This is a genomic window from Paenibacillus xylaniclasticus, assembly GCF_004001065.1.
GTDB lineage: Bacteria > Bacillota > Bacilli > Paenibacillales > Paenibacillaceae > Paenibacillus_T > Paenibacillus_T xylaniclasticus.
This window is the reverse complement of the sequence record NZ_BIML01000009.1, coordinates 1-25,466: the sequence shown is the minus strand read 5'-3', so window position 1 is coordinate 25,466 and position 25,466 is coordinate 1. Positions and strand designations below refer to the sequence as shown.

21 protein-coding genes and 3 pseudogenes are annotated in these 25,466 nt (G+C 50.8%); 5 read left to right on the top strand and 19 right to left on the bottom strand.

Annotated features, from left to right (window positions below; all coding sequences use genetic code 11):
• The 4 genes from PXY01_RS12600 to PXY01_RS12585 form a co-directional block, all read right to left on the bottom strand.
• Positions 1-1,048: AAA family ATPase (locus tag PXY01_RS12600; protein WP_164744405.1), on the bottom strand; the 1,048-nt coding region annotated here is incomplete at its 3' end.
• Complete coding sequence (locus tag PXY01_RS12595) at positions 1,045-2,217, bottom strand: exonuclease SbcCD subunit D (protein WP_127570373.1); 1,173 nt, start codon at positions 2,215-2,217, stop codon at positions 1,045-1,047. The genes PXY01_RS12600 and PXY01_RS12595, both read right to left, overlap by 4 nt.
• Before the next feature lie 263 nt (positions 2,218-2,480).
• Positions 2,481-2,825: a Uma2 family endonuclease gene (locus PXY01_RS12590; protein WP_164744404.1), complete on the bottom strand. Its 345-nt coding sequence runs from the start codon at positions 2,823-2,825 to the stop codon at positions 2,481-2,483.
• A 174-nt stretch (positions 2,826-2,999) separates the two neighbouring features.
• A complete protein-coding gene (locus PXY01_RS12585) occupies positions 3,000-3,731 on the bottom strand; it encodes an NAD-dependent deacylase (RefSeq protein WP_127570371.1) in 732 nt (243 codons plus the stop codon).
• Between the two features lie 397 nt (positions 3,732-4,128).
• On the opposite strand from PXY01_RS12585, the gene PXY01_RS12580 reads away from it, so the two are divergent.
• The 3 genes from PXY01_RS12580 to PXY01_RS12570 all read left to right on the top strand — a co-directional run bounded on the left by PXY01_RS12580 (position 4,129) and on the right by PXY01_RS12570 (position 8,000).
• The gene (locus tag PXY01_RS12580) at positions 4,129-5,568 is read left to right on the top strand and encodes a SpoVR family protein (protein WP_127570370.1); all 1,440 of its coding nucleotides are present in this window, start codon (positions 4,129-4,131) and stop codon (positions 5,566-5,568) included.
• Positions 5,569-5,792: 224 nt separating this feature from the next.
• Positions 5,793-7,379, top strand: coding sequence for an MDR family MFS transporter (locus PXY01_RS12575; RefSeq protein ID WP_127570369.1), 1,587 nt, complete (start codon positions 5,793-5,795; stop codon positions 7,377-7,379).
• A 6-nt stretch (positions 7,380-7,385) separates the two neighbouring features.
• The gene (locus PXY01_RS12570; protein WP_127570368.1) at positions 7,386-8,000 is read left to right on the top strand and encodes a PadR family transcriptional regulator; all 615 of its coding nucleotides are present in this window, start codon (positions 7,386-7,388) and stop codon (positions 7,998-8,000) included.
• 213 nt (positions 8,001-8,213) lie between these two features.
• Here the strand turns inward: PXY01_RS12570 and PXY01_RS12565 are convergent, their stop codons facing one another.
• From PXY01_RS12565 to PXY01_RS12500, 14 genes and pseudogenes are all read right to left on the bottom strand, one after another.
• Positions 8,214-10,196, bottom strand: coding sequence for an endo-1,4-beta-xylanase (locus PXY01_RS12565; protein ID WP_373864293.1), 1,983 nt, complete (start codon positions 10,194-10,196; stop codon positions 8,214-8,216).
• A 99-nt stretch (positions 10,197-10,295) separates the two neighbouring features.
• Positions 10,296-10,763: pseudogene (locus tag PXY01_RS23300) on the bottom strand (carbohydrate binding domain-containing protein); the annotation flags it as partial.
• A gap of 284 nt (positions 10,764-11,047) precedes the next feature.
• Positions 11,048-12,058 (bottom strand): GNAT family N-acetyltransferase, encoded by a 1,011-nt coding sequence (locus PXY01_RS12555; RefSeq protein ID WP_127570367.1) that lies wholly within the window; start codon positions 12,056-12,058, stop codon positions 11,048-11,050.
• A 21-nt stretch (positions 12,059-12,079) separates the two neighbouring features.
• A complete protein-coding gene (locus tag PXY01_RS12550) occupies positions 12,080-13,048 on the bottom strand; it encodes a hypothetical protein (RefSeq protein ID WP_127570366.1) in 969 nt (322 codons plus the stop codon).
• 13 nt (positions 13,049-13,061) lie between these two features.
• The gene (locus PXY01_RS12545) at positions 13,062-14,024 is read right to left on the bottom strand and encodes a hypothetical protein (protein ID WP_127570365.1); all 963 of its coding nucleotides are present in this window, start codon (positions 14,022-14,024) and stop codon (positions 13,062-13,064) included.
• Between the two features lie 2 nt (positions 14,025-14,026).
• Positions 14,027-14,932, bottom strand: coding sequence for a helix-turn-helix transcriptional regulator (locus tag PXY01_RS12540; RefSeq protein WP_127570364.1), 906 nt, complete (start codon positions 14,930-14,932; stop codon positions 14,027-14,029).
• A 112-nt stretch (positions 14,933-15,044) separates the two neighbouring features.
• The gene (locus PXY01_RS12535; protein ID WP_127570363.1) at positions 15,045-15,233 is read right to left on the bottom strand and encodes a hypothetical protein; all 189 of its coding nucleotides are present in this window, start codon (positions 15,231-15,233) and stop codon (positions 15,045-15,047) included.
• A gap of 398 nt (positions 15,234-15,631) precedes the next feature.
• Positions 15,632-16,093 carry a hypothetical protein gene (locus PXY01_RS12530; RefSeq protein WP_127570362.1) on the bottom strand — a complete coding sequence of 154 codons (462 nt, stop codon included), beginning with the start codon at positions 16,091-16,093 and terminating at the stop codon, positions 15,632-15,634.
• A 99-nt stretch (positions 16,094-16,192) separates the two neighbouring features.
• The gene (locus tag PXY01_RS12525; protein ID WP_127570361.1) at positions 16,193-16,783 is read right to left on the bottom strand and encodes a DUF7010 family protein; all 591 of its coding nucleotides are present in this window, start codon (positions 16,781-16,783) and stop codon (positions 16,193-16,195) included.
• A gap of 231 nt (positions 16,784-17,014) precedes the next feature.
• Positions 17,015-18,505, bottom strand: a complete 1,491-nt coding sequence (locus PXY01_RS12520; protein WP_127570360.1) for a HAMP domain-containing sensor histidine kinase — start codon at positions 18,503-18,505, stop codon at positions 17,015-17,017.
• The gene (locus tag PXY01_RS12515; RefSeq protein ID WP_127570359.1) at positions 18,465-19,175 is read right to left on the bottom strand and encodes a response regulator transcription factor; all 711 of its coding nucleotides are present in this window, start codon (positions 19,173-19,175) and stop codon (positions 18,465-18,467) included. The genes PXY01_RS12520 and PXY01_RS12515 overlap by 41 nt, the downstream gene beginning before the upstream one ends.
• Positions 19,176-19,336: 161 nt before the next feature.
• Positions 19,337-19,843: a DUF6141 family protein gene (locus tag PXY01_RS12510; RefSeq protein ID WP_127570358.1), complete on the bottom strand. Its 507-nt coding sequence runs from the start codon at positions 19,841-19,843 to the stop codon at positions 19,337-19,339.
• A 45-nt stretch (positions 19,844-19,888) separates the two neighbouring features.
• A complete protein-coding gene (locus PXY01_RS12505) occupies positions 19,889-20,836 on the bottom strand; it encodes an ABC transporter permease (RefSeq protein ID WP_127570357.1) in 948 nt (315 codons plus the stop codon).
• Positions 20,808-21,746: pseudogene (locus PXY01_RS12500) on the bottom strand (ABC transporter ATP-binding protein). The gene PXY01_RS12505 and the pseudogene PXY01_RS12500 overlap by 29 nt, the downstream one beginning before the upstream one ends.
• A gap of 296 nt (positions 21,747-22,042) precedes the next feature.
• Between PXY01_RS12500 and PXY01_RS12495 the strand changes: the two are divergent.
• Entirely contained in the window at positions 22,043-23,260 is a 1,218-nt protein-coding gene (locus tag PXY01_RS12495) for a serine hydrolase domain-containing protein (protein ID WP_164744403.1), read from the top strand.
• Between the two features lie 65 nt (positions 23,261-23,325).
• On the opposite strand, the gene PXY01_RS12490 is transcribed toward PXY01_RS12495, so the two are convergent.
• On the bottom strand, positions 23,326-23,895 hold the full coding sequence (locus PXY01_RS12490; RefSeq protein ID WP_246027906.1) for a GNAT family N-acetyltransferase: 570 nt from the start codon (positions 23,893-23,895) through the stop codon (positions 23,326-23,328).
• 1,389 nt (positions 23,896-25,284) lie between these two features.
• Between PXY01_RS12490 and PXY01_RS12485 the strand changes: the two are divergent.
• Positions 25,285-25,466: pseudogene (locus PXY01_RS12485) on the top strand (hypothetical protein); the annotation flags it as partial.

Below are 25,466 nucleotides of genomic sequence, written 5' to 3'. Positions count from 1 at the left end.
GCTGCGCAGCGGCGAGCCGCTCCCGCTTCGCGGCCGCATCCGCGGCTGCGCGCGCGGCTCGCTCCTCGTGCGGCTCCAGCCGCGCCGCACGCTCCGCGAGCGCAAGCTGCCGCTCGCGCGCCTCAGCCTGCGGCCGCTGCTGCGCCAGCTCGGCCGCTTGCTCCTTACGCTTCGCCAGCTCTGCGAAGCGGGCGTTAAGCGCAAGCGCATCGCGCAGCCGCGCTTCCTCGGCGCCAATCCGCTCCGCCGCATGCGCCTTGCGGCCTTCCGCTGCACCTTGCGCTTCGCGGTACAGCGCCGCCTCCTGCGCGAGCGCGTCCAGCATTTGCGCCGGGCTGCGATACGGCTGCGCCAGCACAGCCGCAAGCGCGCTGTCCTCGCGCACCGGCAGCGTCTCTCCGGCTTGACTGAGCATCAGATCGAGCCGCGTCCGCGCCTTCCCCGCTTCATCCTTCAGCTCACGGTGCCGCTGCTGGAATCGTTCCTCCAGCTTGCGGTACAAATCCGTTCGAAAGATGCGGCGCAATATATTTTCCTTGTTCTCCGTATCACTCGTCAGCAGCTTTCGGAACTCTCCCTGCGGCAGCATGACGATTTGATTGAACTGATCCTTCGTCAAACCGATAATCGACTCCAGCTTCGCATTCACATCCGTCAGCATGAAACGGTCGACGCACGGCACTGGCTGGCCGCTCGTTGTCTCATACAGCTCCGCCTTGCCCGGCGTCTCGCTCTTGTTCCCTGCTTTACGATGCGGCATTTGACGAACGACTCGATAGGAACGCTTCCCTACCGCGAAATCAAATTCCACCGTCGTAAACGTCTCATCATCAGCAAAATGGCTCCGCAGCATCCGGATTTCCGCCCGGTCTTCGCCGCTCGCAGAGCCGTATAGCGCGAAGCAAATCGCATCGAAAATCGTCGTTTTACCCGCACCTGTATTACCCGAAATAACGAACAGCCTGCGGTCGCCGAGCTCCGTGAAATCGATTGTCTCCCCGTCGCGGTACGGTCCGAAGGCGGTTAGCTTCAGCTTAAGAGGTCTCATTGCGAACCGCCTCCTTCCGTTTTCATGACATCCATGAACGTTTCCTCAAACAGCTTCCTCTTGTCATCCTCAAGCTCAATTCCTTTCACTTCGCGATAAAAGGATGTAAACAAAGCAACCGGGTCAGCACTCCGTCTGCTCACAGCAGCCTCCTCCGCTCCATCCTCCCGCTCGATCCGGACTGATTTCAGCCGACGCTCCACATGCAGTGCATTCGGATAGACCGTCCGTACCTTCTCCATCGGAAACAGCACCGGATTGTCGTTCAGCAGCGTCACGAACACGTAGTCATCACTTGGCTGATGCTCCGTCTCGATTACCTCGATCGGCGCAGACACGCGGCGCATGTCGCGGCGCGGCTTCAGCTCGCGCTTCTCCACCGTAATGGCCCCTTCTGCATCCAGCTCGACAACAAGCAAGCCTTTGCGGTGATTCTCCTCCGAAATTGAGTATTTGAGCGGCGAGCCTGCATACCGAATCCGTTCGTCGCCGACATGATGCGCCTGGTGAAGATGACCGAGCGCCGTATAATGGAACCCAGCGTAATGAGCGGCGCTCACATGCTCCGCTCCCCCGATTGCAAGCGGCCGCTCCGAGTCGCTCGTATTCGGCTGCGGCTCACCACCTATCGTCACGAAAGCATGTCCAACAAATACGCGCCGCGCTGCCGGATCAGCTTCGGCTTCGATCGCAGCGGCAATCGCCCGCATCGCATCATCATGCGTTCTTATCGTCTCGTCCTCCATCGTCACCCTCACCTGTGAGGGGTCCGCATAAGGCACTAAGTAAAAATGTACTTCGCCATACTCGTCCCGCAGGACGACCGGCTTGAGCTCCCGGCGCAGCCGACCGGCGAGGTGAAGGCCGCGGCTTTCCATCAGCCGCGTGCCAAAATCGAGCCGGTCCGGGCTGTCGTGATTGCCTGCTATCGCCAGCACCGGCGTTTCGAGCTCAATGACAAGCTTGCGCAGCAGCTCATCGAGCAGCTCGACCGCCTCCGTCGGCGGTATAGCGCGGTCGTACAGATCGCCGGCAATGATGACGGCATCGGGCTTTTCCTCTGCGACAGCTTGTACAAATTGCTCAAGCACATAACGCTGATCGTCCGTCATATAGACGCCTTGGACGAGCTTGCCGAGATGCCAGTCGGCCGTATGAAACAGCTTCATCGTAGGTCACGCTCCATTTTATATATAAATGTATCTAGTAGTCCGAATCTCTAGCATTTCAAAGCACTATTCTATTGTAGCCCATGTCCACGACAGATGGCAGTCAGCGAACAAACGTTTTGCTGGAAATAGAAATAACCCGCTTCTCCTTACTAGAGGGCGGGTATACTTGCTCGTTTCATTGGCTTCATTATTATAGGGCAACCATATTAAACAGCTTGCCAAGCGATACGTGAAAATCCTGAAAAACATTCGATCGCGCGTTATCCTGCTCCGTATATATATTTTACGCACTCGATACACACCATCCAGCAGCGTATAGACATGGACCGTACGATTGCCAGGATCGACGATCTAGGCGACAACACTTCGATTATCATCGTCGGCGCGCCATGACAGCTGTTCTTGGTGAGCCGATTCTTCGAGCATACAACCGGCAAGTCTGGCTGCGTCACATGATCCGGCACATCGTATTGCTCGCTCTCGCTGAAGAACACGTCGAATGGAGCGACAAATACATAGCAGCTCTGATTCTGCAAATGCGTACGCAGCGCGAAATGCAGCTCTCCTACAACAAACAGGTGCAAAGCTGTAGGAGCTAGGGACAAGTTATACGCCTCGCCATGAATTAATTCTCATGCTCCGTCCCACGACAGCCAATCCTGATAGGTGTACAGCTTCTTCTCATCCGGAGTCGACACTGAAATCAACCTCCTTCGGATGTCATGACTTGTTACTTGTTAATGCCCTATATAGCTCGGTCACCAGCATTATAACATATACTAGTGACTCGATTTCCCTCTCAGTTCCTCATCTGCTATACGCAAAGTGACCCCAATAGATGAATTTATTACGAGGTCAGCAATCGAATCTACCGGGGTTGGATCGTGATTAACAATAACGAGCTTCGCACCGTTAGCTTTCGCCTGCCGTGGAAGCTGATTAGCAGGACTGACTTGCAAGGAGGACCCCAGCACAATGAACAGCTCCGCCTCCTCCATCCATTTCGCTGCAAGCTGAAGCTGCTGCTGCGGAAGCATCTCGCCGAACAGCACTACATTGGGGCGTATCAATCCGCCGCATTCGCATATCGTTCTCTCTTCCGGCTTCAAATACATTCGAGCTTCATACGTTATATTGCAATCCTTACAGCGCAGCGTCCCGAGATCGCCATGCAGCTTAGCTATTCGGCGTGTGCCGGCTTGCTCATGATAGCTTTCTACATTTTGTGTAATGACGCCCGTAATCAGCCCTCTCCGCTCCCATTCAGCAATAATTCGGTGGCCTTCATTCGGCTGATGCGACAGCATCTCTTGAATGCGCCACTGGTAAAATCGAATAAATTCATCCCGATTGAAATCCATCGCCTCTACGGTTGCCAGCCCCATCGGATTACGATTATTCCACATCCCACGGTCCGCCGACCGAAAGTCGGCAAGCCCGCTCTCAGTCGACATTCCCGCCCCTGAGAAAATAACGGTCGAGCGGGAATCCTTTAACAGCTTCGACAGCATACGATCACTCCTGCACATCTAATTGGATTCATTATATCAAGCAGGTTAATGTGAGCACAGTACAGCACGCTAGGCCGGTTCAACCACTGGACCTTAAACGAGATATCCCTTACGACACATTTTGTGTCGTTACAGCAGCCGTGGGCTCTCGCGGCTTTCCCTTACGACACATTGTTGTGTCGTTACAGCAGCCGCAGGCTCTCGCGGCCATCCCTTACGACACATTGTTGTGTCGTTACAGCAGCCGCGGAGATCAGCAGCCCCTCCTCTCTCCTTCAAGAGGGTGCAGCTGAAGCAAATGAAGATTTTATGTCATCGCCTAAGCCCAGCATATCCCACTCCCCCGAGACATACCTATGGTATGAAACGTATTTTCTCGCTCGGAGGGATCACGCCGATGAAACAAGACGAAATCCGCCAGCTCGAAAGGGCGATCGATGAAATTACCGAAATCGCCCAAGGGTTCGGCCTCGATTTTTATCCGATGCGCTACGAGATCTGCCCCGCGGACATTATTTACACGTTCGGAGCGTACGGCATGCCGACACGGTTCAGTCACTGGAGCTTCGGCAAGACGTTTAACAAGATGAAGATGCAGTACGATTTTGGCCTCAGCAAAATTTACGAGCTCGTCATTAACTCGAACCCGTGCTACGCCTTTCTTCTGGACGGTAACTCGCTCATCCAGAACAAGCTGATCGTCGCCCACGTGCTGGCGCACTGCGACTTTTTCAAGAACAACGCCCGCTTCAGCCAGACGAACCGCAACATGGTAGAGAGCATGTCCGCCACGGCAGAGCGCGTCCAGCAGTATGAGCTGGAATACGGCTCCGAACGGGTGGAGAAATTTATTGATGCCGTACTCGCGATTCAAGAGCATGTCGATCCGACGATCATTAAGCCCTACAATCTCGATAAGACGCGTTACATCGAGCTGCTGGTGAAGGAGAGCAAAAGATCCGCTTCGCAGTCCGAGTCGGTCAGCGCTTATGACGATTTATGGTCGCTGGACGATGACAAGCCGAAAGAAGAGGAATCAGAGAGCAATACGAAGCGGTTCCCACCAGAGCCGGAGAAGGACCTCGTCTGGTTCATCGAGGAATATTCCACCGTTCTGGAGGACTGGCAGCGCGATATTATGTCTATGCTGCGCGACGAGATGCTCTACTTCTGGCCGCAGCTGGAGACGAAAATTATGAACGAAGGCTGGGCCTCCTACTGGCATCAGCGCATCATCCGGGAGCTGGACCTGACGAGCGAGGAGACAATCGAATTCGCGAAGCTGAACAGCTCGGTCGTCGTGCCGTCGCGGCATACGCTGAACCCTTATTATCTGGGGCTGAAAATTTTCGAGCATATCGAGAAGCGGTGGGACAATCCGACGCAGGAGGAGCAAGAGCGCTTCGGAATGAAGCCAGGGCGGGGACGGGAGAAAATATTCGAGGTTCGCGAACAGGATTCGGACATCTCGTTCCTGCGCAACTATCTCGACAAGCAGCTTGTGAAGGAGCTTGATCTGTACGTGTATGAGAAGAAAGGTCCAGAATGGAAAATTACCGACAAGGCATGGGAGAACATTCGCGATCAACTCGTCGTATCCCGCGTCAACGGCGGCTTCCCGTCAATCGTCGTGCAGGACGGAGACTTTAACCGGATCGGCGAAATGTATTTGAAGCACCGTTACGAGGGCGTTGAGCTCGATCTGAAATATTTGGAGCGCACCCTCCCCTACATCGTGCAGCTATGGGGCAAATCGATTCATCTTGAGACAGTGGTTGAAGATAAGAAAATTGTGTTCAGCTGCGACGGGAAGAAGACGAGCCGGAAGTTTATTTAATCCATACCCAGTTCAAAAATCACCTCTTAGAGCATTGGTTATCCGCTTATGAGGATGGCCCGAGCCGGAGGTGCTTTTTATTTTTCTATGGTTACGGTTCTAGAACCTCCATTTCCTTTGTTACAAAAATATGGTTGTAACTTACTCAAATTTGAGTATAATAATCTTGGGTAATCAAATTTGAGTATTGATCGATCCATATCGATCACGAAAGGAAGTTGAAAATGGATACGAGTAATAGCAGTGTGAAGCTGGTCGTTACAGGTCTGCTTCTCGGATTGTTCATGTCCTCGCTTGATCAGACGATCGTATCGACAGCAATGACAACCATTATAAAGAAGCTCGGCGGCTTCGAAAGCTTCATCTGGGTGTATTCCGCTTACATGATTGCCATGGTCGTCTCGACGCCGATTATCGGCAAGCTGTCCGATATGTATGGACGCAAACGTTTTTTCTTGACCGGACTCATCTTGTTCGTCGCAGGCTCCATCCTTTGCGGCCTATCACAAAATATGGAGCAGCTCATCGTATTCCGCGCTATTCAAGGTATCGGCGGCGGTGCGCTGATGCCGATTGCATTCACCATTATTTTCGACCTATTCCCAGCAGAGAAACGCGGCAAAATGACGGGACTGTTCGGCGCCGTATTCGGCATCTCCAGCGTATTCGGTCCGATTCTGGGCGGCGCTATTACGGACAGCTTATCATGGCGCTGGATTTTCTACATCAATGTGCCGATCGGCATCCTTTCCATCCTATTCATTATCAAGGGCTATCACGAGACGAAAAACACTCGCAAGCAACATATCGACTGGCTCGGCGCCATCACGCTGACTACAGCCATACTGCTTCTCATGTTCGGACTTGAGCTCGGCGGTACCGAGGGCTGGGCTTGGGATTCGCTGCAGACCATAGCTCTGTTCGTCGGATCAGCCGTTTTCATCGTCCTGTTCTTGCTTGCAGAGCGGAAGGCGAAAGATCCAATCATTAAGCTGAGCTTGTTCGGCTCAAGACTGTTCACGAGCAGCATGATGATCTGCCTGCTGTACGGCGGCATTATGATTGCAGCCGCAACGTACATTCCAATCTTTATCCAAGGCGTATTCCACAAAACGGCAACAGAAACGAGCACCGTCCTTATTCCGATGATGCTTGGCATCGTTGTCAGCTCGCAAACGGGCGGCCGCATCGTCCACAAGTTCACGTACCGCAGCATCATGATCGTCTCCGTGCTGCTGCTAATCATCGGCATGTCGCTGCTTGGCTTTGTTATGGATCAAAATACGAGCCGCTTACTCATTACGGTATATATGATCATCGTCGGTCTCGGCATGGGCGTATCGTTCTCGCTGCTCAACATTTCGACGCTGGACGCAGTACCTCCTCAGTACAAAGGCTCCGCGTCGTCGCTCATTATGTTTTTCCGGACGATCGGTTCTGCACTCGGCATTACCGTGTTCGGCGCGCTACAGAAGCATGATTTCCAATCGGCTATCAGCTCGCTGCCGAATATAAGTGCTGAAATGGCAGAGAAAATTAAAGGTGGTCAAGCGCTGCTCGACCAAGCCGTTCAAGCGCAAATGAATATGCCAGCAGAAGTCGTCAGCATGCTGCTCGGCAAGCTGTCGGACTCGATAACTTTTGTATTCCAATGGTCAGCTTTGCTGCCGATCATCGCATTCGTGTTCGTCCTCTTGATGGGCAGTGCACGACTTATCGTAAGGCAGCAAGGTACGCAAGGCGCCCCAGGAGCTAACCCGCAAGGAGCAGGCAGTACCGGTAAGCCCGATCCGTCGTATCAGAAAGGCTGATTGTCTATGTCATCAATGAAATTACTCATTCTAGGGCTGCTTATGGAGGGCGACAAGCACCCGTATGAAATTCGCCAGACGATCAAAGCACGCAGCTGGGACGAATCGTTCAAGCTGCGTGACGGTTCGCTCTATTATGCAGTCGATCAGCTGCGTGAAGACGGTTTGATCGAGGCGGCGAAGGTCGTGCCCGTACCGGGCGACAATCGCCCGGACAAAACGATTTTTCGTATTACCGATCAAGGCAAGACTATATTCCAGAAGATGCTCCACAAGCAGCTTCGCCAGCAAGCTTATCCGCAGCATCCGGTATTTATGGCACTTCCGTTCATCCGGCACGGCGATCCTGATACGATAATCTCGCTTCTGGAAGCGCAAATCGCTACTTGTGATGCACGCCACAAGCGGCTGACCGCTGCTCTAGAGCTGAAAGGCTCATATTTGCCCGGCGGCACCTCCCATATGCTCGAAGGGTTTATCCGATTCAGCGAGACTGAGCGCCAATGGCTCGAGCAGCTAGTCGCAGCGGCGCGGTCAGGTAAGCTGTTCGAGGGACCCAAATGGTCACCTGAGCTGCTCGAAGCTTATAATCAGAAGATGAGACAATTGGATAATGAGTAGCCTCTTGCCTTGTTTATCGGGAAAGTAGATCGTTCTCCTAGTGAAGGCTCGGGGGAATTTCGAAACAACAAAGGTTGGGCTGTTCTGGCCCAACCTTTGTTGTTTCGGTTTCTGTAGGCAACGTGCCCGAATTTCCACATCCGGATCCATTTGTGAATAAGGAGCTAACGAGAAGGGCTGTCCAGACAATATTCTGGACAGCCCTGAATACGATTAAGGCTCCAAGCCCCACACTTTGACGCCATCTTGATACAGCGTGACGCGATCCCAGTCGGCAAAGGCGTTGTTCTTCGTCGCGTCGAACGAGTAATCGTTCGATTCATTGAAGTTCGACCAGTCTGCTTTGCTGATGCGAAGCTGGATTTCGCCGGATTGACCGCCTGGCTGAATCACACCTGCGGAAGCCGAGAAGCTCAGCTCCACATACGTATCCGCGCCCGTCGCCGATACCGATCCGAACGTGCGGTTCACATTAGAGCCGCCGATCGTCGCGTAATCGACCCAAGAGTTAAGCGAAGCATTGCTGTCCTTCGTGAAATAATAACGGATCGTTAAGCCGCTCAGGTTGACCGGCGTCGTACCCGTATTCTTAATGTTGAAGAACGGCTTGATCGCATTGTCATTCAAGTTCGTGTCACCTGCACGATATTGCAGTACGAGGCCAGAAGGCGTACCCGTTCCACCCGTTGGCGTCGCACTCGCCTGTGCCGATGCCGCGCTCTCGCCGGCCGTGTTCACAGCCGTTACGACGTAGTAGTACGTTGTGCCGTTCGTCAGCGCCGTATTCGTGTACGTCGTGCCCGTTATACCCGTCGCTACCGTCGTATATGGGCCGCCGCTCGTCGTCGCACGCTTCACATTATACGACGTTGCACCGCTCGACGCTGCCCAGCTCAGCGTCACCGTGCCGTTACCTGCCGTTGCTGTAACGCCCGTCGGTGCTGCTGGCACCGATACGCCTGATGTCGGCGTCGCACTCACCTGCGCAGATGCCGTGCTTTCGCCATTTGCGTTGACCGCAGTTACGACATAGTAGTACGTCGTGCCGTTCGTCAGCGCCGTATTCGTATACGTCGTGCCCGTTATCCCCGTCGCTACCGTCGTATATGGGCCGCCGCTCGTCGTTGCTCGCTTCACATTATAAGACGTGGCTCCGCTTGAAGCTGCCCAGGTCAGCGTCACCGAGCCGCTGCCTGCCGTTGCTGTAACGCCCGTCGGTGCTGCTGGCACAGCACTCGTGTTGCCTACGATCGACCAGAACGCCGGCTTCGATTGCAAGTTCTCATCGAATAGAAGCGGCCAGTCGTTCCGCGTCGTCGGAAACGTACGCAGCCACGTATGTCCATCATCTTGGCCCCAGAAAATAACGTTCGACAACAAATTCTTATGCTTCAGGAAAATATCGAACAGCGCTTTATAACGAGTTGCCTGCTGCTGCGCAAGGTTCGCAGGCAGCGTTTCGTATTGCGTATAGTTATTGTTATAAATACTCATATCCAGCTCGGTAATATCCTGTAGAACGCCGAGATCGGAGAACTTCACAATAGAATCTTCAATCTGGCTCAGCTGCGGATATTCGATATTAATATGCGTCTGATGACCGACACCGTCGATCGGTACCCCTTTCGCCTTCAGACGCTTCACAAGGTCGTACAAAAATTGCGCCTTCTGCGGAATATGCGTGTTGTAGTCGTTAATATACAGCTTCGCATCCGGGTCGGCTGCGTGCGCATATTCGAACGCCTTCTCGATGTACTCTTCTCCTGCGATCTGATACCACAAGCTTTTACGCATCCCGTTCGGCTCCGACTCGTCAATGACCTCGTTGGCAACGTCCCAAGCATAGATCTGACCTTTGTAGCGGCCAACGACCGTGTCGATATGATTTTTCAGACGGGCGAACAGCACTTCCTTCGTGACAAGGTTGTTATTCGCATCGCGGAAAATCCAATCCGGCGCTTGACTATGCCATACGAGCGTATGACCGCGAACCTTCAGATTATGATCTTGAGCAAATTCAATAACGGCATCTGGTCCTTCAAAATGGAACTCGTTCTCTTGCGGCTCCGTCGCATCCCACTTCAAGTTGTTACCTGGTGTAATGCTGGCAAAGTGCTTCGTAAGCAGGTCACCGTTCGGACCATACATCTCGTCGTTCAAAATCGCAGTACCGATTGGGAAATCATTCGCGAACACATCCTTCAGCGATGGAATATTCGTCTCAATCGCTGGAGGCGTAATTTCGATGACTTCAAAATCGTCTACATAGAACGATTGAGTAGCCGAATTCGATTCGAAATAAACCGAAATGCTGTCAGGCACAGCGCTCAGACGATACGTAGCCTCCAGCTTCACCCAGCCGTTCGATGTAACCGATTGGGTAGCAAGATTCTCGTAGTTCGTCGTTGTGCCCGTCGTTCTCTGCATCGACAGCGTAATATTCGCATTACCGGAACCGCTCGGGAGCTTCACCCAGCCGCGGATTGTATAGTTAATACCAAGATTCAAGAGCGGCGTCAGATCGCGGCTTGCACCGTGATAAGTCTCTGTACGCCCTTCAACAAACATGCCCTTCGTCCCGGTTCTTGCGCCGGCTGCACCGACTACCGTTACCGTCTCAGTGCCAATTCGCGGCCCCCAGCCCTGAAGCGTGCCATCCTCGAAACCATTCGATACCTGTACGGTATCCGCACTCGCTACTGGTGTTACACTCTTCGGCGGCACGATGATGGCGAAGGCGATTAAAGCGCTAAGTACGATCATGCCTAGCTTTTTCACTACTTCTTTCCTCCCGTTCATTCACATTAAATTGGGCATTAAGCTATGTCCCTTCCCGTCCAATAAAGTTATCAATTCCTCCTTTCGAGCAAGCCAGACGGACCAGGAAGCCAGCCATCCTCTGTCGTTCTGGTTGTACACTGAACGTACAGCGAAAGATAGATCTGATCTACGCATTAAGATGACATATTTACTGTCACTTTTTGCACTTTTTCCACTGAAAAAAGAAAAAGCAGCACGCGCGCTGCACATGCTGCCGATTATTGAAGTCAATTTTCACCACTGCCAAAATGCGCAATGAGCCGATATTTGCCGCGAAGCGGCTCATAGCCTAGACGCCGGTTAATGTGCAGCATCGGACCGTTCAACGAGTCGTTATCCGTCCGAATATAGTCGGCTCCGCATTGATGTGCAAGCCGCGCCGCCATTATTTTTAACCCCGAAGCAATTCCTCTACCCCGGTAATCGCCGCTGACGCCTGTATACTCATTGTACATCCCGTTCGTCTGTTCATTGTACAGCACATTCGTTACGCCGACATACCGGTCGCCATCCACCGCGATCAACACTCGATCTTCCGCATAACCCTCCACAGCCAAATACCACTTGCGCCACTCATCAAAAGGCGGGACCTCTTCATCGTGACCTGGTATATCCGGCAATGTCTCACGGTACAGCTCATACAGCTTCCGCTCGCTTGCTTCACCAGACTCATCCGCTAGCGTTATCAATCGTATCCCTTCATCGTTCAACCGTTCCAGCGCGTACGTATGCTCTTGATCGTTCGGATCAAAGCCATCGAGCCGCAGCTCCGACTGGAACATATGGCGCTCCTTGCGAAACCCTCTCCGCTCTGCGAATCGAATCGAGTCCAGGCTGTCGTCCCATACTTCAGCATACAGCGTGTCCGCACCAAGCGACGATCCCCATTGTACAGCATGCTCATACAATGCTGTTCCGATCCCTTGACCCCTGTACTCCGCTGCAACAATTAAAGTATTGTTCAAGGCACCCGGCTCCGTCCACGGCGCTCGCCAAGACGTAACGAATCCGACGATCCGATTCTGTTCATCGACCGCAACCCTCCTTGTCCGGTCATAGCCAGTAAGACGTCCTTCCTCGTTCTTATAGGTATGGCCTGCCGTATACATTTGGGCATCCTCTTGCTCCAGCTGTCCGGCTGTTGTCGGCTCCGACAGCCAACTATTCAACAGCCGGGCAAGCGGCTCATAATCGTCAGGCAGCTTTAGCTCGCGCAAAATAATCGACACCAATCCCATTACTCCTTCACCTGATCTCTACTACCGCAATCCGATATCATGAAACCGATTGTCCGCCTCTTCCCGAACCAGCTGACGAAGCTGCTTCACCGCTTGCTCCTCCGCATGCAGTGCTTCTCGGAACAACCTGCACAACCGTTCCGCATCCTCGATAGTCGATTCGGTTATTTGTAGGAACAGCTCTGCAACCTGTTCATAACAAGCTGCCGCCGCACCTGTCGCAAAATATGGCTCGGCCTCTCGCATATACAGTGCAATATCCCGCTTCGCTTCTGCATAATAAGCAAATGTCAGTTGAGCGCCCTCCCGATCATAATCGCCGCATCCCAGCGCGTTAATAATTGCTTCGTATGCGGCTTTGCCGCATGCGTAATCCTGCTTCGGCAATATCAAATCGTGGGTCTCCCACTTAAAAATCGCTTGCAAGAAAGATTCCTTCATAACCGCTGCCTCATCGAGTGAGACGCGCCCTTCCAGCACTTGCAAATACCAATACGGAGACGGCCCGCCGCCGAATTGCTCATAGGGCAGACGCTTTCTCTGCTCTGACAAGCCGTCCGAATAAAGGAGCACACCCTCGCCGTCATGTTCGTCATACGCCTCCACAACGACAAACTCATCATGCCAAATAATTGCTCCAAGTCCCCGATCAATAGACGCCTTTATATCTTCGACCGCCTGCTTACGATACAAAGGGAAGGTACGCATAAAATTAAAGCCCATATTCGACGAGCACGTTACGCCAATAAAATCAGCCGCCAGAAAATGCTCTGCATGCCAGTTATACGCGGTCGGTGACTCCGATGTCAGCCGCCGATTAACCGAGAAACGAAACCCATTCACTGTCATACCGGACAACATCGGCTTCGAAAGGCTCCACCAGCCGGCTTGCGTCAGAGCAGTATATAAGGCGTCGACATAGGAGCGCGGACAGACAGACTTACCGAAACGAATAATTGAGTGTGCATTCGATTTATCGTCTGCCATCATGAATGTCTCCTTTCTATCTTGCTGAAGTAGAGCCCCATCTCGGCACGAGCGTCCGCTTCTGATCCGGATACCTATCAGACAACTGCCGGAATTGATGCACCGCCCTGTCTTCCATGTCCTCGGCGATACGAATCCGATTCACGAGCTGGTCCACCCCGCTGTCCAATGACAGGTCCGATACGTTATCCGCAAGTTCCGCATAGATGGAATAGGCTTGTTCCAGCTCTGGCCAAAGTGTCCGCACATCGGCTAAATATTGTTTGATCTCAAGCCGCGAATAGCAGAACGAATCAATAATATAGCGCGCGCCGCTCTCATCGAACCGGCCGCTCTCCAGTCCCTGTCTCAGAAACGTATAGGCCAGCTTGCCTGAAGCGATGTCCTGGGAAGGGAGCAGCTTGAACGGCGTATCCCAGTCATGTATAGCTAGCCGCACCGATTCAAGCACCTGCTCATCGAATGGAACCTCCACACGCTCCCCGAACGCCTGCACATGCCAAAATGGCGTATAATTAATTCCCATATTGTCGTACAGCACGATCTCGTCGTCCTCCGACCAGCCATTTTGCACGTAAAATACGCCGTCATCATCATCGTATCCCCGAATGACGCCGAATTCCGGAATCCAGTAGATTAATCCGATTCCCTGATCCAAGAAGCGCTTCATCCAGCGGACTGCATCCTGCTGATAATAGCGGAACGTCGGATGCCGGGTGCGGCCGCCGTCGTCCACCGTCCATATTCCTAAATTATCAACACCAGGCCGATGCTCAGTCCCCCATCCCCCATAAGCGGTGACCGACATCGGCAGCAGCTGCTCGTGAACAGCAAATTTGAATGCCATGCCAGTAAGCCCGGACAGCATATATTTAGGTCCTTCGAACAATCCAGCCGCCGTCAGTATCGCATGCAGCGCATCGGTGAACGACTTCGATTCCCGTGTCATGTTGATTTCATGCAAATATACACTGGCCATCTCTATTCCTCCGTGCTCAATCGTTCCAGTAGCTCAACCGCGGCCCGCCGCAGCTTCTCCTTCAGCCACTTTGGCGATAACAGCTCCTCCCACTCAGATGCCATCAGATGCCGCATGAACGCTTCTGTATCGTAAAACTCAATCTCATACAGGAAGCTGTTCGAATCCCCTCGGACGGCTGCCGCAGCGAACCCTTTCCATGACATGCGGTCCAACGAACGCTGCAGCCGAATTTTTGCGACGAACGGTTTACGAATCGGCGCATCTGCTGACGCTGAATGTTGAGCAGAAAACTGTCGTTCCCTGAATGAACGACCGGTGAGGGCACAATGCTCAATAGAGGCTAGCCGATATTGCCGCAGCTCTCCATTCTGCTCTGAATACGCTTCTACATAATCCACATTGTACCAGCTTCGCAGCCGAAGAGGCTGAATCAGGATTCGCTGTTCCTCATACACGATCTCGACCTCGATCGACTGCTTAATCGCCTCCGTCAGCATAAGCACAAGCTGCATCCGCTTCGGATCGGCATTAAACATCGGCAGCCGATCATACAGCTCTGATTCCTCTTCGTCCGTGAAACGATCCAGCAGCAAGGCGACCCGGTGGGCTGCATCTGCATGCTCGTAATTGTACTGCCGATACCGATGGACCAAATATTTCAGCACCCGCTTCTCTTCATCAGTCATATAGAGCAGCGGCAGCATATAAGTTTGATCGCTATATCCATATCCTCGGCGCTTCGCATCATACACAAGCGGCGCCCGCAGCGATTCTGTCATATATTCAATATCCCGCTGCGCTTGTCTTCTCGATATTTCGAACCGCTCCGCAAGATGTCCGCTGTTCGGGTATCGCGACTCTCTCACCTGTTGATCGAACCATTGGATACGATGCGTATTGCTCACATTCCGTCTCCTTCCAGGCAGTTTTTTCCTACCAATAGCGTACCTGAAATGATCCGTTTGGCAACTGTTTTCATAGAAAAATCCGCCATTATTAGCAGGCGGACCTTCTCAGTTACACGTTGATCGCATCGATAACGGCCTCAGACGCGTTCCGGCACCTTTTGCACACTTGAACCGCTTTTCCATTCGATTGCGTACGCGGATACAGCAGCTTAATGCGCGTTGCTCGGCATATCGGGCAGGTACCCCGGCCCCGTGAAGGAAGGCTCCACAGCACGCGGCCCCGTTTTGTTTTAGGCATTGTTAGGCATCTCCTTCGATAAGTCATTCATCAGTTAATTGGTTTACACCCCTATCATAAGGGAGATGGTATGACATAAAATGTCGTATCAAAAAGCTGTCTTAATTTTTATCGAACCTGTTAAGCTCAACTGTATGTTTCGCCCATCAAGCGAGCGACTAACAAGCCGAAATAACATGTACGCTCCTACTTTGCATATCCCAATTACTATACAAATTCCTCTATATCAATTAGAGCTACACGAAACGCAATAAGCCCTTCCCAGCCATTATGGCTGAGAAGGGCGATTCTATTATTCGATTTTTTCCACCTTTTTCTCAACCGCAGAAAAGCTATCATACGTCCATTGTCATTCTTGACGCTCGTCAACCGATCTCATAAAATATACGTTTACTCATTTAGCGTCTCCACTCCATGGCAATATTGCATAAAATTATTCTATAGAGATAGTAGGAGAACCATAAAACGATAGGTATGCCAAAACCAACTAAAAAAAACATTGCATGATGATTGCTTCCACTACCATAGTAAAAAATAATTGCCCCAACAATAGTAGTAAACAATACGAATACTAAGGTTTCAGTTTGATTATAAGCATTAAATAAAATACTAATTAGTAGAGATATAAATCCCCCCGTAATGAGGTATCCTATAAATTGTTTTTCTTTAGAGATAACTTTATCAAGGAAATAGGTTACAATTCCCCCAAGCAAAATATATGGTGCACTATAAAAAAGCACAAGTAGCCCCGCACCGACAAGCACATCAAAATTATTTTCTTTTCTTACAATAAACTGAAATAACATAAAACTTAGACTAACAAATAACAGCGTAAAGCCAAATCCTGTAATTTTACTCATTATTTTCAGACCTTCCCTCGAAGAGTTCTGAACCCCATTTGTGAGAAATGGAGCCCCCCAAGCCCTCTTGGACTCGTGGGGATTTCGTAGCTCGTTTAGTTAGCTTACAGAGGAGTGCTCTATCACATTCACCATCGTTCGATTGAACTTCTTCGTCTCCATCAGCAAACCAATCACGGTAATCAGATACACCCCCGCCAAGACGAAAGGCAGAACGGTAAACGCGAGATCGTTCAGCACGTAACCGAACACGACCGACAGAGCCGCCATCGCAATGGTAAACAACAAATAAGTTTTGCTTTGATAGATCCATGCATACGGCAAGAAATGCGAGGCGACCAACACCCCGACTGTCATCGGCACAAGCTCTGGACGCTCCAAGTACACGATAATCCACACCGGCAGGAAGAATGCTTGGATTCCCCCAATGATGCCGCCTAACGTTCCGAGCGGATTTTTGCTGAGCAAATTCACTTGGAGCAGTTGACCAATCGCGATCGCTATCGGAAAGATGCTCCCCATCCCGATGATATAGCAGAGGGCTAACTGCTTCTGAGAGGATATCACAAACTGCAAACCGCCCATGACCAGCCAGAACAAGATTCCGGCGACGAAGAATGGATAGCCTTTCTTGGCTTCGCCTATCAATTGATGCTTTAATTCGCTTAACGTCATATTGGCATAATTCATCTTCAGATCTCCTTATCTATATGTGCAAGTTGTTCCTGCTCCTTCAAAATAGACCTGATGCTTATCATGCTGCTAATGAGGATAATGTCATATCGATTATGATGCCTTCCCGCTGCCCTTTACTAGACCTGCTTCGACCGCCTTCACAGCCGCTTCTTCCCGTCCCTTCGACAAATAACGAAGCTCCTCCCTGGCCAGGGACGGCGAATGGTTCCTTGCCGTCCCTGCTAGCTATGCCTTCGGGAATATCACGTAGAAGGTTGTTGCCTCATCCGGGCGAGACGTTAGCCCGAGATGTCCCCCGTGCTTCTCGACGATTCTTCTCGCGATGGACAAGCCCAGCCCGGTTCCGCCATCGCTCCCTCGGGCATTATCCCCTCGGACGAACGGCTCGAAGACGGTTGCTCGCAATTCGGCGGGAATGCCCGCTCCATTATCCCCGACCTCCAGCAGCAGTTCATTCTCGAGGTCGAACAAGGCAATGCGAAGTCTCGTGCCCGGCGGATTGTATTTCAAGGCGTTCTGCAGCAAATTGGTGATCGCCCTGCCCAATTGCTTTGCATCGAACGCGGCCCAGATTTCTGCATCCGGAAGCTGCAGCTCCAGCTCGAACGCTCTCTCCTCGATTTCGCCGTAATGCTCTGCAACAAGCTGCCTTACGAACTCCCCGATCTCTTCCTTCTTCTTCGAAAGCGGATAATCCTGATGCTCCAGCCGGGAATATTCGAATAATTCATCGATCAGCGCGACCACGCGCTGGGATTTCTCGCAGATCGTTGTGAGGTATAATTGCTTCCTCTCTTCGCCTTTCACATGTCCCTCGCGAAGCGCGTACGCATACCCTTGAATGGTCGTCATCGGAGTCTTCAAATCATGCGAGATATCGGCCATCATCCTTGTCTTGCTAAGCTCCAGATGCTGCTTGTGGCGTTCAGCGTCCTGAAGCGCTTCCACCATGTAGTTGAAGGCGTCGCGGATCTTCCCCAGCTCGTATTCAGCTTCGAAATCCAGCCGTGTATCATGACGTCCCATTGTCATCTGTTGAATCGACTCGGTAATGAGGTTGAACGGCTTGGCAATTCGATTCGCCGTCCATCGGCCATAGATCGAGATCAGGACGCCCAAGGCCAGGAAGAAGAACACAATCGAGATGATTAGACACTTGACGAGCACGCTGATGTTCTCATTGGAAGCGGCAGTAGGAATCGTTCTGATCGTAATCGATTCATACGGGAGCATGACGAGCAGGTCGAGAGGCTGGTTCGACTCATCCGTGATGGCGGACATCGTAACATAGTACTGCGGGTCCTCTCCGCTTAACACACGCAGCAGCTGTTCCTTCGAATAAGTCATGGGCAATGTACGCTTGTTACCGATGACTTGAACGACGTCGCCATCGTCGTTCAACACCTCCAACCAGCCTCCCAACCGTTGTATCGCCGCGGCGTGAATCGACGCCTCTGCCACCGTTGCGAAGTCCGATGCGTTCAACTTCTGCCGCTCTACGATATTCAGACTCATCTCGTAACGATCGGCCTCTAATGGTCCTCCGAATAAGGAGACAATCAAGTAAGCAAGCAGACATGCGCTGGCGACTGTAGCGCATGCGATGAAGAAGAAGATCATGTAATAATGGCGGATCAGGGTATCTCGAATTTTGACGGGACGGCGCGCACCGAGCTTAAACACGATTACGAACCGTTCTTTCGAATTTGTATCCAAGCCCCCGAATCGTCTTCAGATACACAGGCTTCTTCGGATCCTCTTCAATCTTGTCTCTGATTTTGCTGATATGTACCATGAGCGCATTATCATCAACATAATGCTCGTCCCAGACGCCCTCGAAAATTTGCCGCTTCGTCAATACCCGGCCTGCATTTCCCATCAGATAAGACAATAGTTTATATTCGGTTGACGTAATGGGTACGTCTACATCGTTTTTCCAGAGTACGCAGCTGCTCCGATCCAGACGAAGCTCCCCGATCACGATCGCCGGTTCCACTTCTTCTTGCGCATTCGGCCCCTTCAGCTCGTAATACCTTCTGAGCTGCGCTTGAATTCTCGCGACGACTTCCATAGGGTTAAAAGGTTTGGTGATATAATCATCCGCGCCTAATTGCAAGCCTAAAATTTTGTCGTGGTCCTCTCCCTTCGCGGATATGAAGATGATCGGAATATTATAGCTTTCACGTATACGTCTAATAACTTCGTATCCGCTCAGCTCCGGCAGCATAATATCGATCAGCGCCAGGTCGACATGCTCGTTCATCTGCAACAACGCCTGGGCACCTGTATGTGCCTCTATAACCTGCATTCCTTCTTTTTCTACATATAACCTTAACAGGTCAACGATCTCCTTCTCGTCGTCTACAATCAAAATGTTTTTCGACAATAGTTTCCACCGCCGCTCGCACAATTTGACATTCTAAGCCCTATTTTCCTTTGATCCCACGAATGGGTCAACTATTATTCTTCCATGCACGAAATCCCCTTACCGTAGAACGATAAGGGGATGCGTACTGCAGGTGAGATGAGATGCTGCCATCGCACACTCTAGGCCTGCTCAAGCAGTTTGTTCAGAATCGCCGTAAATTGCTCCATATCCTTGATGCTGATCACAACAGGCTTGCCATCTTGCAATTCCAGCTCTATACCGTTCGTTCCTTCGAAAATCACTCCCCACTTCGCTCCGTTCCATCGAATACCTTTGCCGCCGAATTCGGCTAGTGGCTTCATCTGTACCGGATGAATCCGTCTAATCTGCTGAATCGGTATTACTCGTTTACAGAACGGTTTGAAGCTGATCATAAGATGGGTCTGTGTCAAGACTAGACTCATTCTAAGGCATATGAAGACGATCGGCAGCAACAGCCCGAAGAGGATCGCCATCACGACTAATCCTGTGTCTGACATCGGCTTCGATCCGATTTCCATACCGAAACCCAATTGGAGGCAAGCAATGCACAAGATGTAGAGACCCGGTATCGTAATGACGGCTAAGACCCATCCAGGCAATGCCTGTACTTCTCGATAGAAGAGATTGTCCTGCGCGAGCTTCATCCGATCCGCTCCTCTCTCAACATTCGTAGACGATCCCGCCTTGCCTCATGCTGCTGCGACCTCCCGCTTCGTGAACACCGCCCATGAGATCGCTATGAACAAGACATAATACGTTGCCAGAACCGCAATGGAGAACCAAATGCTCATCCCAGCGAACGGCGTCTCACCGCCAGCCAAATACATGGTCATATCGGTATTGGCGAAAAATAGATATTTCGCCCAAGTATAATCGCTGAGCATCAAGACGATCAAATTTCCCGACAGCAGCAAAGTGACAGCCGTGACAATCGCCAGGTTGACGCCGCGGAATACCGTTGAAATCATAAACGCTAACGTCGCGATCATCAGCAGATGTACGGACTTATAGCCATATAGCTTCAAGCAATGCAGCAGCATGGTGCTTTCCTGAACGCCTTCGTCCGTTACGTACAGGTAAGGATCGGTTAATCCGCCAAACCCGTGCATGATGACGCCGATCACGAGCGAGGTCAGGAACAAAATGGCCAGCAGCATCGCTCCGTATGAGAATGAGCCGAGATACTTCGACAGCAATACTCGAGATCGGCTTACAGGCCGAGTCAGCAGCATCTTGATCGTCCCGCCGGCAAATTCTCCTGCCACCGCATCTGCTGCCGTGATGACGGTGAAGAGCGTAATCATCGGAATGAAGACCGACAGCTCATTCACGATCGCCCAAGGCGATTGATAGGGCGGCAAATCATGGGTCAACCGATATTCATTGATCGCAATCTGCTCCGCAAGCGTTTGCCGTTCGCCGTCCGATGCCGAAGCCTTCTCGTCGTTGAGCACGGCTCGGTACCTGTCATTCTCCTGCGTCAACTCCTCCTGCCAAGACGTTGAATCATCCGGCTTCACGATGCTGACAATGACCGGCACCATTGTCGAGGCAACGATCAGAAGGATAAAAATCCAACTTCGCGGCCGGCTAAAGATCTTCATCCATTCATTTCGAACGAGCGAAACCATCAGCATGATTCGTAACCCTCCTTGTCACCTTCAAGAACTTATCTTCGAGTGTTGTACGGCGCTCCGAAATCCCGTAAATCTTCATGCCCGCCTTCACTAGCGTTTCAGCGATCGCCGGTATAGACGACTTCGGGATGGTCGATGTAAACCCGTTCTGGTCAACCTGTACAGCAAGATTCGGGTCCATGCGTTGGATCGCTTCAACCCCGTCTATAGGACGATCGATCTCGAAATACATCTCCATCCGATCTTCATTCGCGCTCTGCCCGCCTGCCAGCGATTGAATCTCCAACAATGCACCCTGCTAAATAATCGCAACGCGATCGCACATTAACTCCATCTCCGAGAGCATATGGCTCGATACGATGACCGCTGTGCCGTGCTCTCTGGCCAACCGTTTCAGATAGTCCCGCAAATCGCGAATCCCCGCCGGATCAAGTCCATTCGTCGGTTCATCCAGGATCAGCACGGACGGACGATGGAGCAGCGCTTGTGCCACCCCGAGACGCTGCCGCATCCCCAGCGAATACGTCTTGACTTTGTCATGAATGCGATCCGTAAGCCCGACGAGCTCCGTCACTTCATGGATCCGCTGCTTCGTAATCCCCGGGATCATCCGGGCGAAATGCAGCAAATTTTTATAACCGGACATATATTTGTACATTTCCGGATTTTCGACGATGACACCGACTTGCCGCAACGCTTGGTTGCGATGCGACTGCAGGCTATGCCCGCCGATGTATACCTCGCCAGCGGTTGGCGGAATCAGTCCGACCATCATGCGAATCATCGTCGTCTTGCCAGCGCCGTTCGGCCCCAGCAAGCCCATAATTTCTCCTGGGTACGCGTCAAGCGTGAGGCTTCGAACGACCTCGCGGCTTCCGTACTTCTTGCTTAAATTTTTCAATTGCACGATCGGTGTCCGGTCTCGCTTGGGTGATGCTTCGCTGCCGTATTGTTCTGCGTCCACTGTCTTATGCCCCTCCTATATCCTTTTTCATTTGTCCCTCTTGCTCAGGCATCAGTATAGCGGCACAAGTTTTCGCGAACCTGATTCGAAACTTAACGTAATCTTAAAAACTAGACGAGCGAACCGAAGCGGGTGAGCAGGTTAAGACAACGTTAAGATTACGCTCATTCAGCAGAAAGAATCGCGATTTATGATAGAGGCGAAATCTATATGGAGAAATGGAGAGGCTAAGAGAATTGAGTATGTTCAAGAAAGGATTCAAGGTTTTGCTAATGATCGTACTGGTTGCTGTACTGCTGTTCACCGGCTGGCTGCTCATCTATGGGCAGAGTCATCCTGCCGCCATCGCAGGCGACACGCTCGAAGAGCAGATCAGAAACTACACAGAACGTTATGTCAAGCAATCCGGATTCAGCGGCACCGTGCTGGTCGCCGAGAAAGACCGCATTCTGTTCCACAATAGTTACGGACTCATCGATGCGGAAGAAGGCATTCCTAACACGAACGACACGCAGTACAGAATCGCATCCATTACCAAAATCATGACTGCCGCTGCTATTGCGAAATTAGAAGAGGAAGGGAAACTATCACTTGAGGATTCAATAACCCGATTTTTCCCCGAATACGCTGAATGGAAGAAGATCAAAGTCAAGCATCTGTTAGCGCATTCCTCTGGGCTGACGAGTTACGAGCTTGTTGCACTTGAGGAATTGAAGAGCAGCAAATCCAAGCTGACCAACGAGGAAATTACGAAGGCGTTATTGACACAAGCCCATCCGCAGGAGCAGCTTGAGATGATCAGCAAGCAGCCTTTATCTTTTGACCCTGGCAAGAAGAGCGATTATAAAAATGCGAACTATCTGCTGTTAGGGCTGATCATTGAACAGGTGACCGGACAACCCTATTCGAGCTATCTACGCGATCAGTTCTTCATCCCTGCACAAATGGCAAATACCGTGTTTGATGAAGAGGGCGCGCCGCATCTGGCCTCGCCTCATGCCGACGGGCAACAGATTACAGATACGACAGCCGCGACGTTGTACAGCTTCGGTGGCGCAATCTCCACGGCCAGCGATGTGCACCGATTCATTCGTGCGCTTCAAACCGGAGAGCTCATCTCGGAACAGCAATTCGAGAAGATGGGCGAACCCTTGCTGTTTAACAGAGGCTATGGTTGGATGATCGGCAACAGATTCGACGAGCCATCCATCAGTCATGGCGGCGATACGTTAGGGTTTGCTTCGCATATCATCTACTTCCCCGATTCGGAATACTGCGTCATCGTCCTGTCGAATACGCAATTGGAACTGGCTAACGCGTACGGCGGAACGTTCCAAGTGTTGCGGTATATGGCCGACACCGTAACGCAAGAAACAGCGCATAACCTCGCAGCCGACTTGGCTTCATTACTGACTGGCAAGCGGATCTGGGTATGGGATAGATTCCCTGGCTCTTTCTAATCGCAGAGATACAAACAGGGGTTGCATGTATTCCAACATGCAACCCCGTCATCTGTGACAGCTTCCTACCGAGAAGGAAACCATTCATGCTTCAGCAGCGAATAGCATCGCTGATCCCAATATCCGCCATGAAAATGTGCGAATCCGCGTAATATTCCTTCTTGCCGGAACCCAAGCTTCTCCAGCAGCTTCATCGAAGGCTCGGCACCCAGATTCGTATACGCTTCGATTCGATGCAAGCCCAAGCGCTCAAATCCGAACGAAATCATCGCCGTTAATGCTTCCGTCATATATCCCGCTCGCCAATACGGTCTTCCTAGATCGTACCCAATCTCGCCTCTTGCGCCTCGTTGCAGCTCCCAGCCATTGAATCCGCAAGTCCCCAGGACCACATCGTCGGCCTTCCGGACGATTGCCCATCTAACGGCCAAGCCTCGCAAAAATAACTCATTCATAAACCTAATCACTTCTTCAGCCTGAGCCACCCGATCGAATGGAGTAATCCCCATATCCTTAGTTACTTGCGCATCCGAGAAGATTGCGAACAGGGCGGGCGCATCTTCCTGCGTCATCCTGCGTAAGCACAGCCGCTGCGTCTCAAGCTGGGGGATGTCCGTCAACACTGTCATTGTCATTCACCTCTCCACCAAGTTAGCGCATCAAGCTTTCGGTTTCCTTAACGGAACCTTAGTTCATTCTTAGATTTGCCGGCGAGATCTTTCTGGTATTTCCTTTACAAACCAACTTAAATGTTCTTGAGCTCGTTTCTTTGTCATACTTGAAAATTCAACAACTTCAAATGGAGGTACCATCACTGGATAGTAGTAGGTCAGTTTATTGCGCTTGCATAAGGCTGCGTCGAGACTATGATGCCTTACTGACCCCAGATGAATAGATTGATCCATCATAAGGATTGATCATACACCAAAAATAAACATTCCTTTTAAGATTAATAAAATGAACTACCCTCTTTCACTCCGCCGCATTCCCATTCCTTAACTCCATATGAAATCAATTTTATTCTACGAACAGAACCTAAAAGCATCTATTACTTTGCTTCCAATTGCCTCATATGTTGAATTTAGAAGCAGTTTATACACCAAATTAAAATCTTCAAAACTCTTATTTTTTTGATTTTTTTTGTGGAAGAGATGAGGTAATGGCTTGAAGTCAGTTCTACTACTACGCATTTTGACTCTTTAAAAAAGCTACCCCATTTTTTCCCAATAACTATCTCGTGCACAGGTAATGTTAGCTCATTATCATTATAATGTCTTTTACCACATTCTTGCAGAGCATCCGTTATCTTAATACCAATATCTTTCTCCCCATTAGTAATACTAGTGATTTGGGGTTTATTCACATTACGCAATATACCATCTTTATCAAGCGCGTATGGTATACAAATGATCTCATCTCGATTGTTTCTATAAGCATGTATTAGGAAATCCACGTAATCCCCTCACCCATTCTTAATTGTTGTGAGTCATCTTCATGAAAAATCCTTTTGTGTTGTGCTTTTTCATATATACTACTTGAACCAGTTCATCGATTCCAAGTTTACGGTCAAGGGGATTAAACGAACTCCTTATTTCTTATTTCATTCCCTGTTTCATATCGATATTAATTGAATAGAACAGGTCAGGTCTATTGGGTATACAGCATTACTAGACTGTGTTCTTACATAACAGCAGTCCATTGCACCAAATCATATTCAATCCCCGTGAATTCCTGATAGTATAATAAAAAACAAAGAACTTTAAAAGGACACTTTTTTACAGTGTCCACAGCCTGTTGAGGTTTCTCAACAGGCTGTGATGACTCCTAGTTTATTCAGGAGTCATCCCTTGATTGCTTTATGCCGTTTAATATTACATATTTAATACATCTTATATCTAGTTACTACCAGAACCAAACTTATCATAATATATCATGTCTATCAATAATTATCAGTGAAAGAAGTCGGGAATGCTTCGCAAGTAGCGCGTCGCCACAACATAGATCCGAAGGTATTGTATCGTTGGATGGCTCAAGCAGAGCACAAGGATTGGAAGACAACTGATGGCTCTGCGAAAGCCGTTAGCGCCTATGTGGCATCTCCTCAAGAATTTCGAGCGCTTGAGGGCGAGAATAGACAACTGAAGGAGCTCTTGGGCGAGAAGGATTTGGAGATTGCAGTCCTTCGTGACTTGCTAAAAAAGCAGCA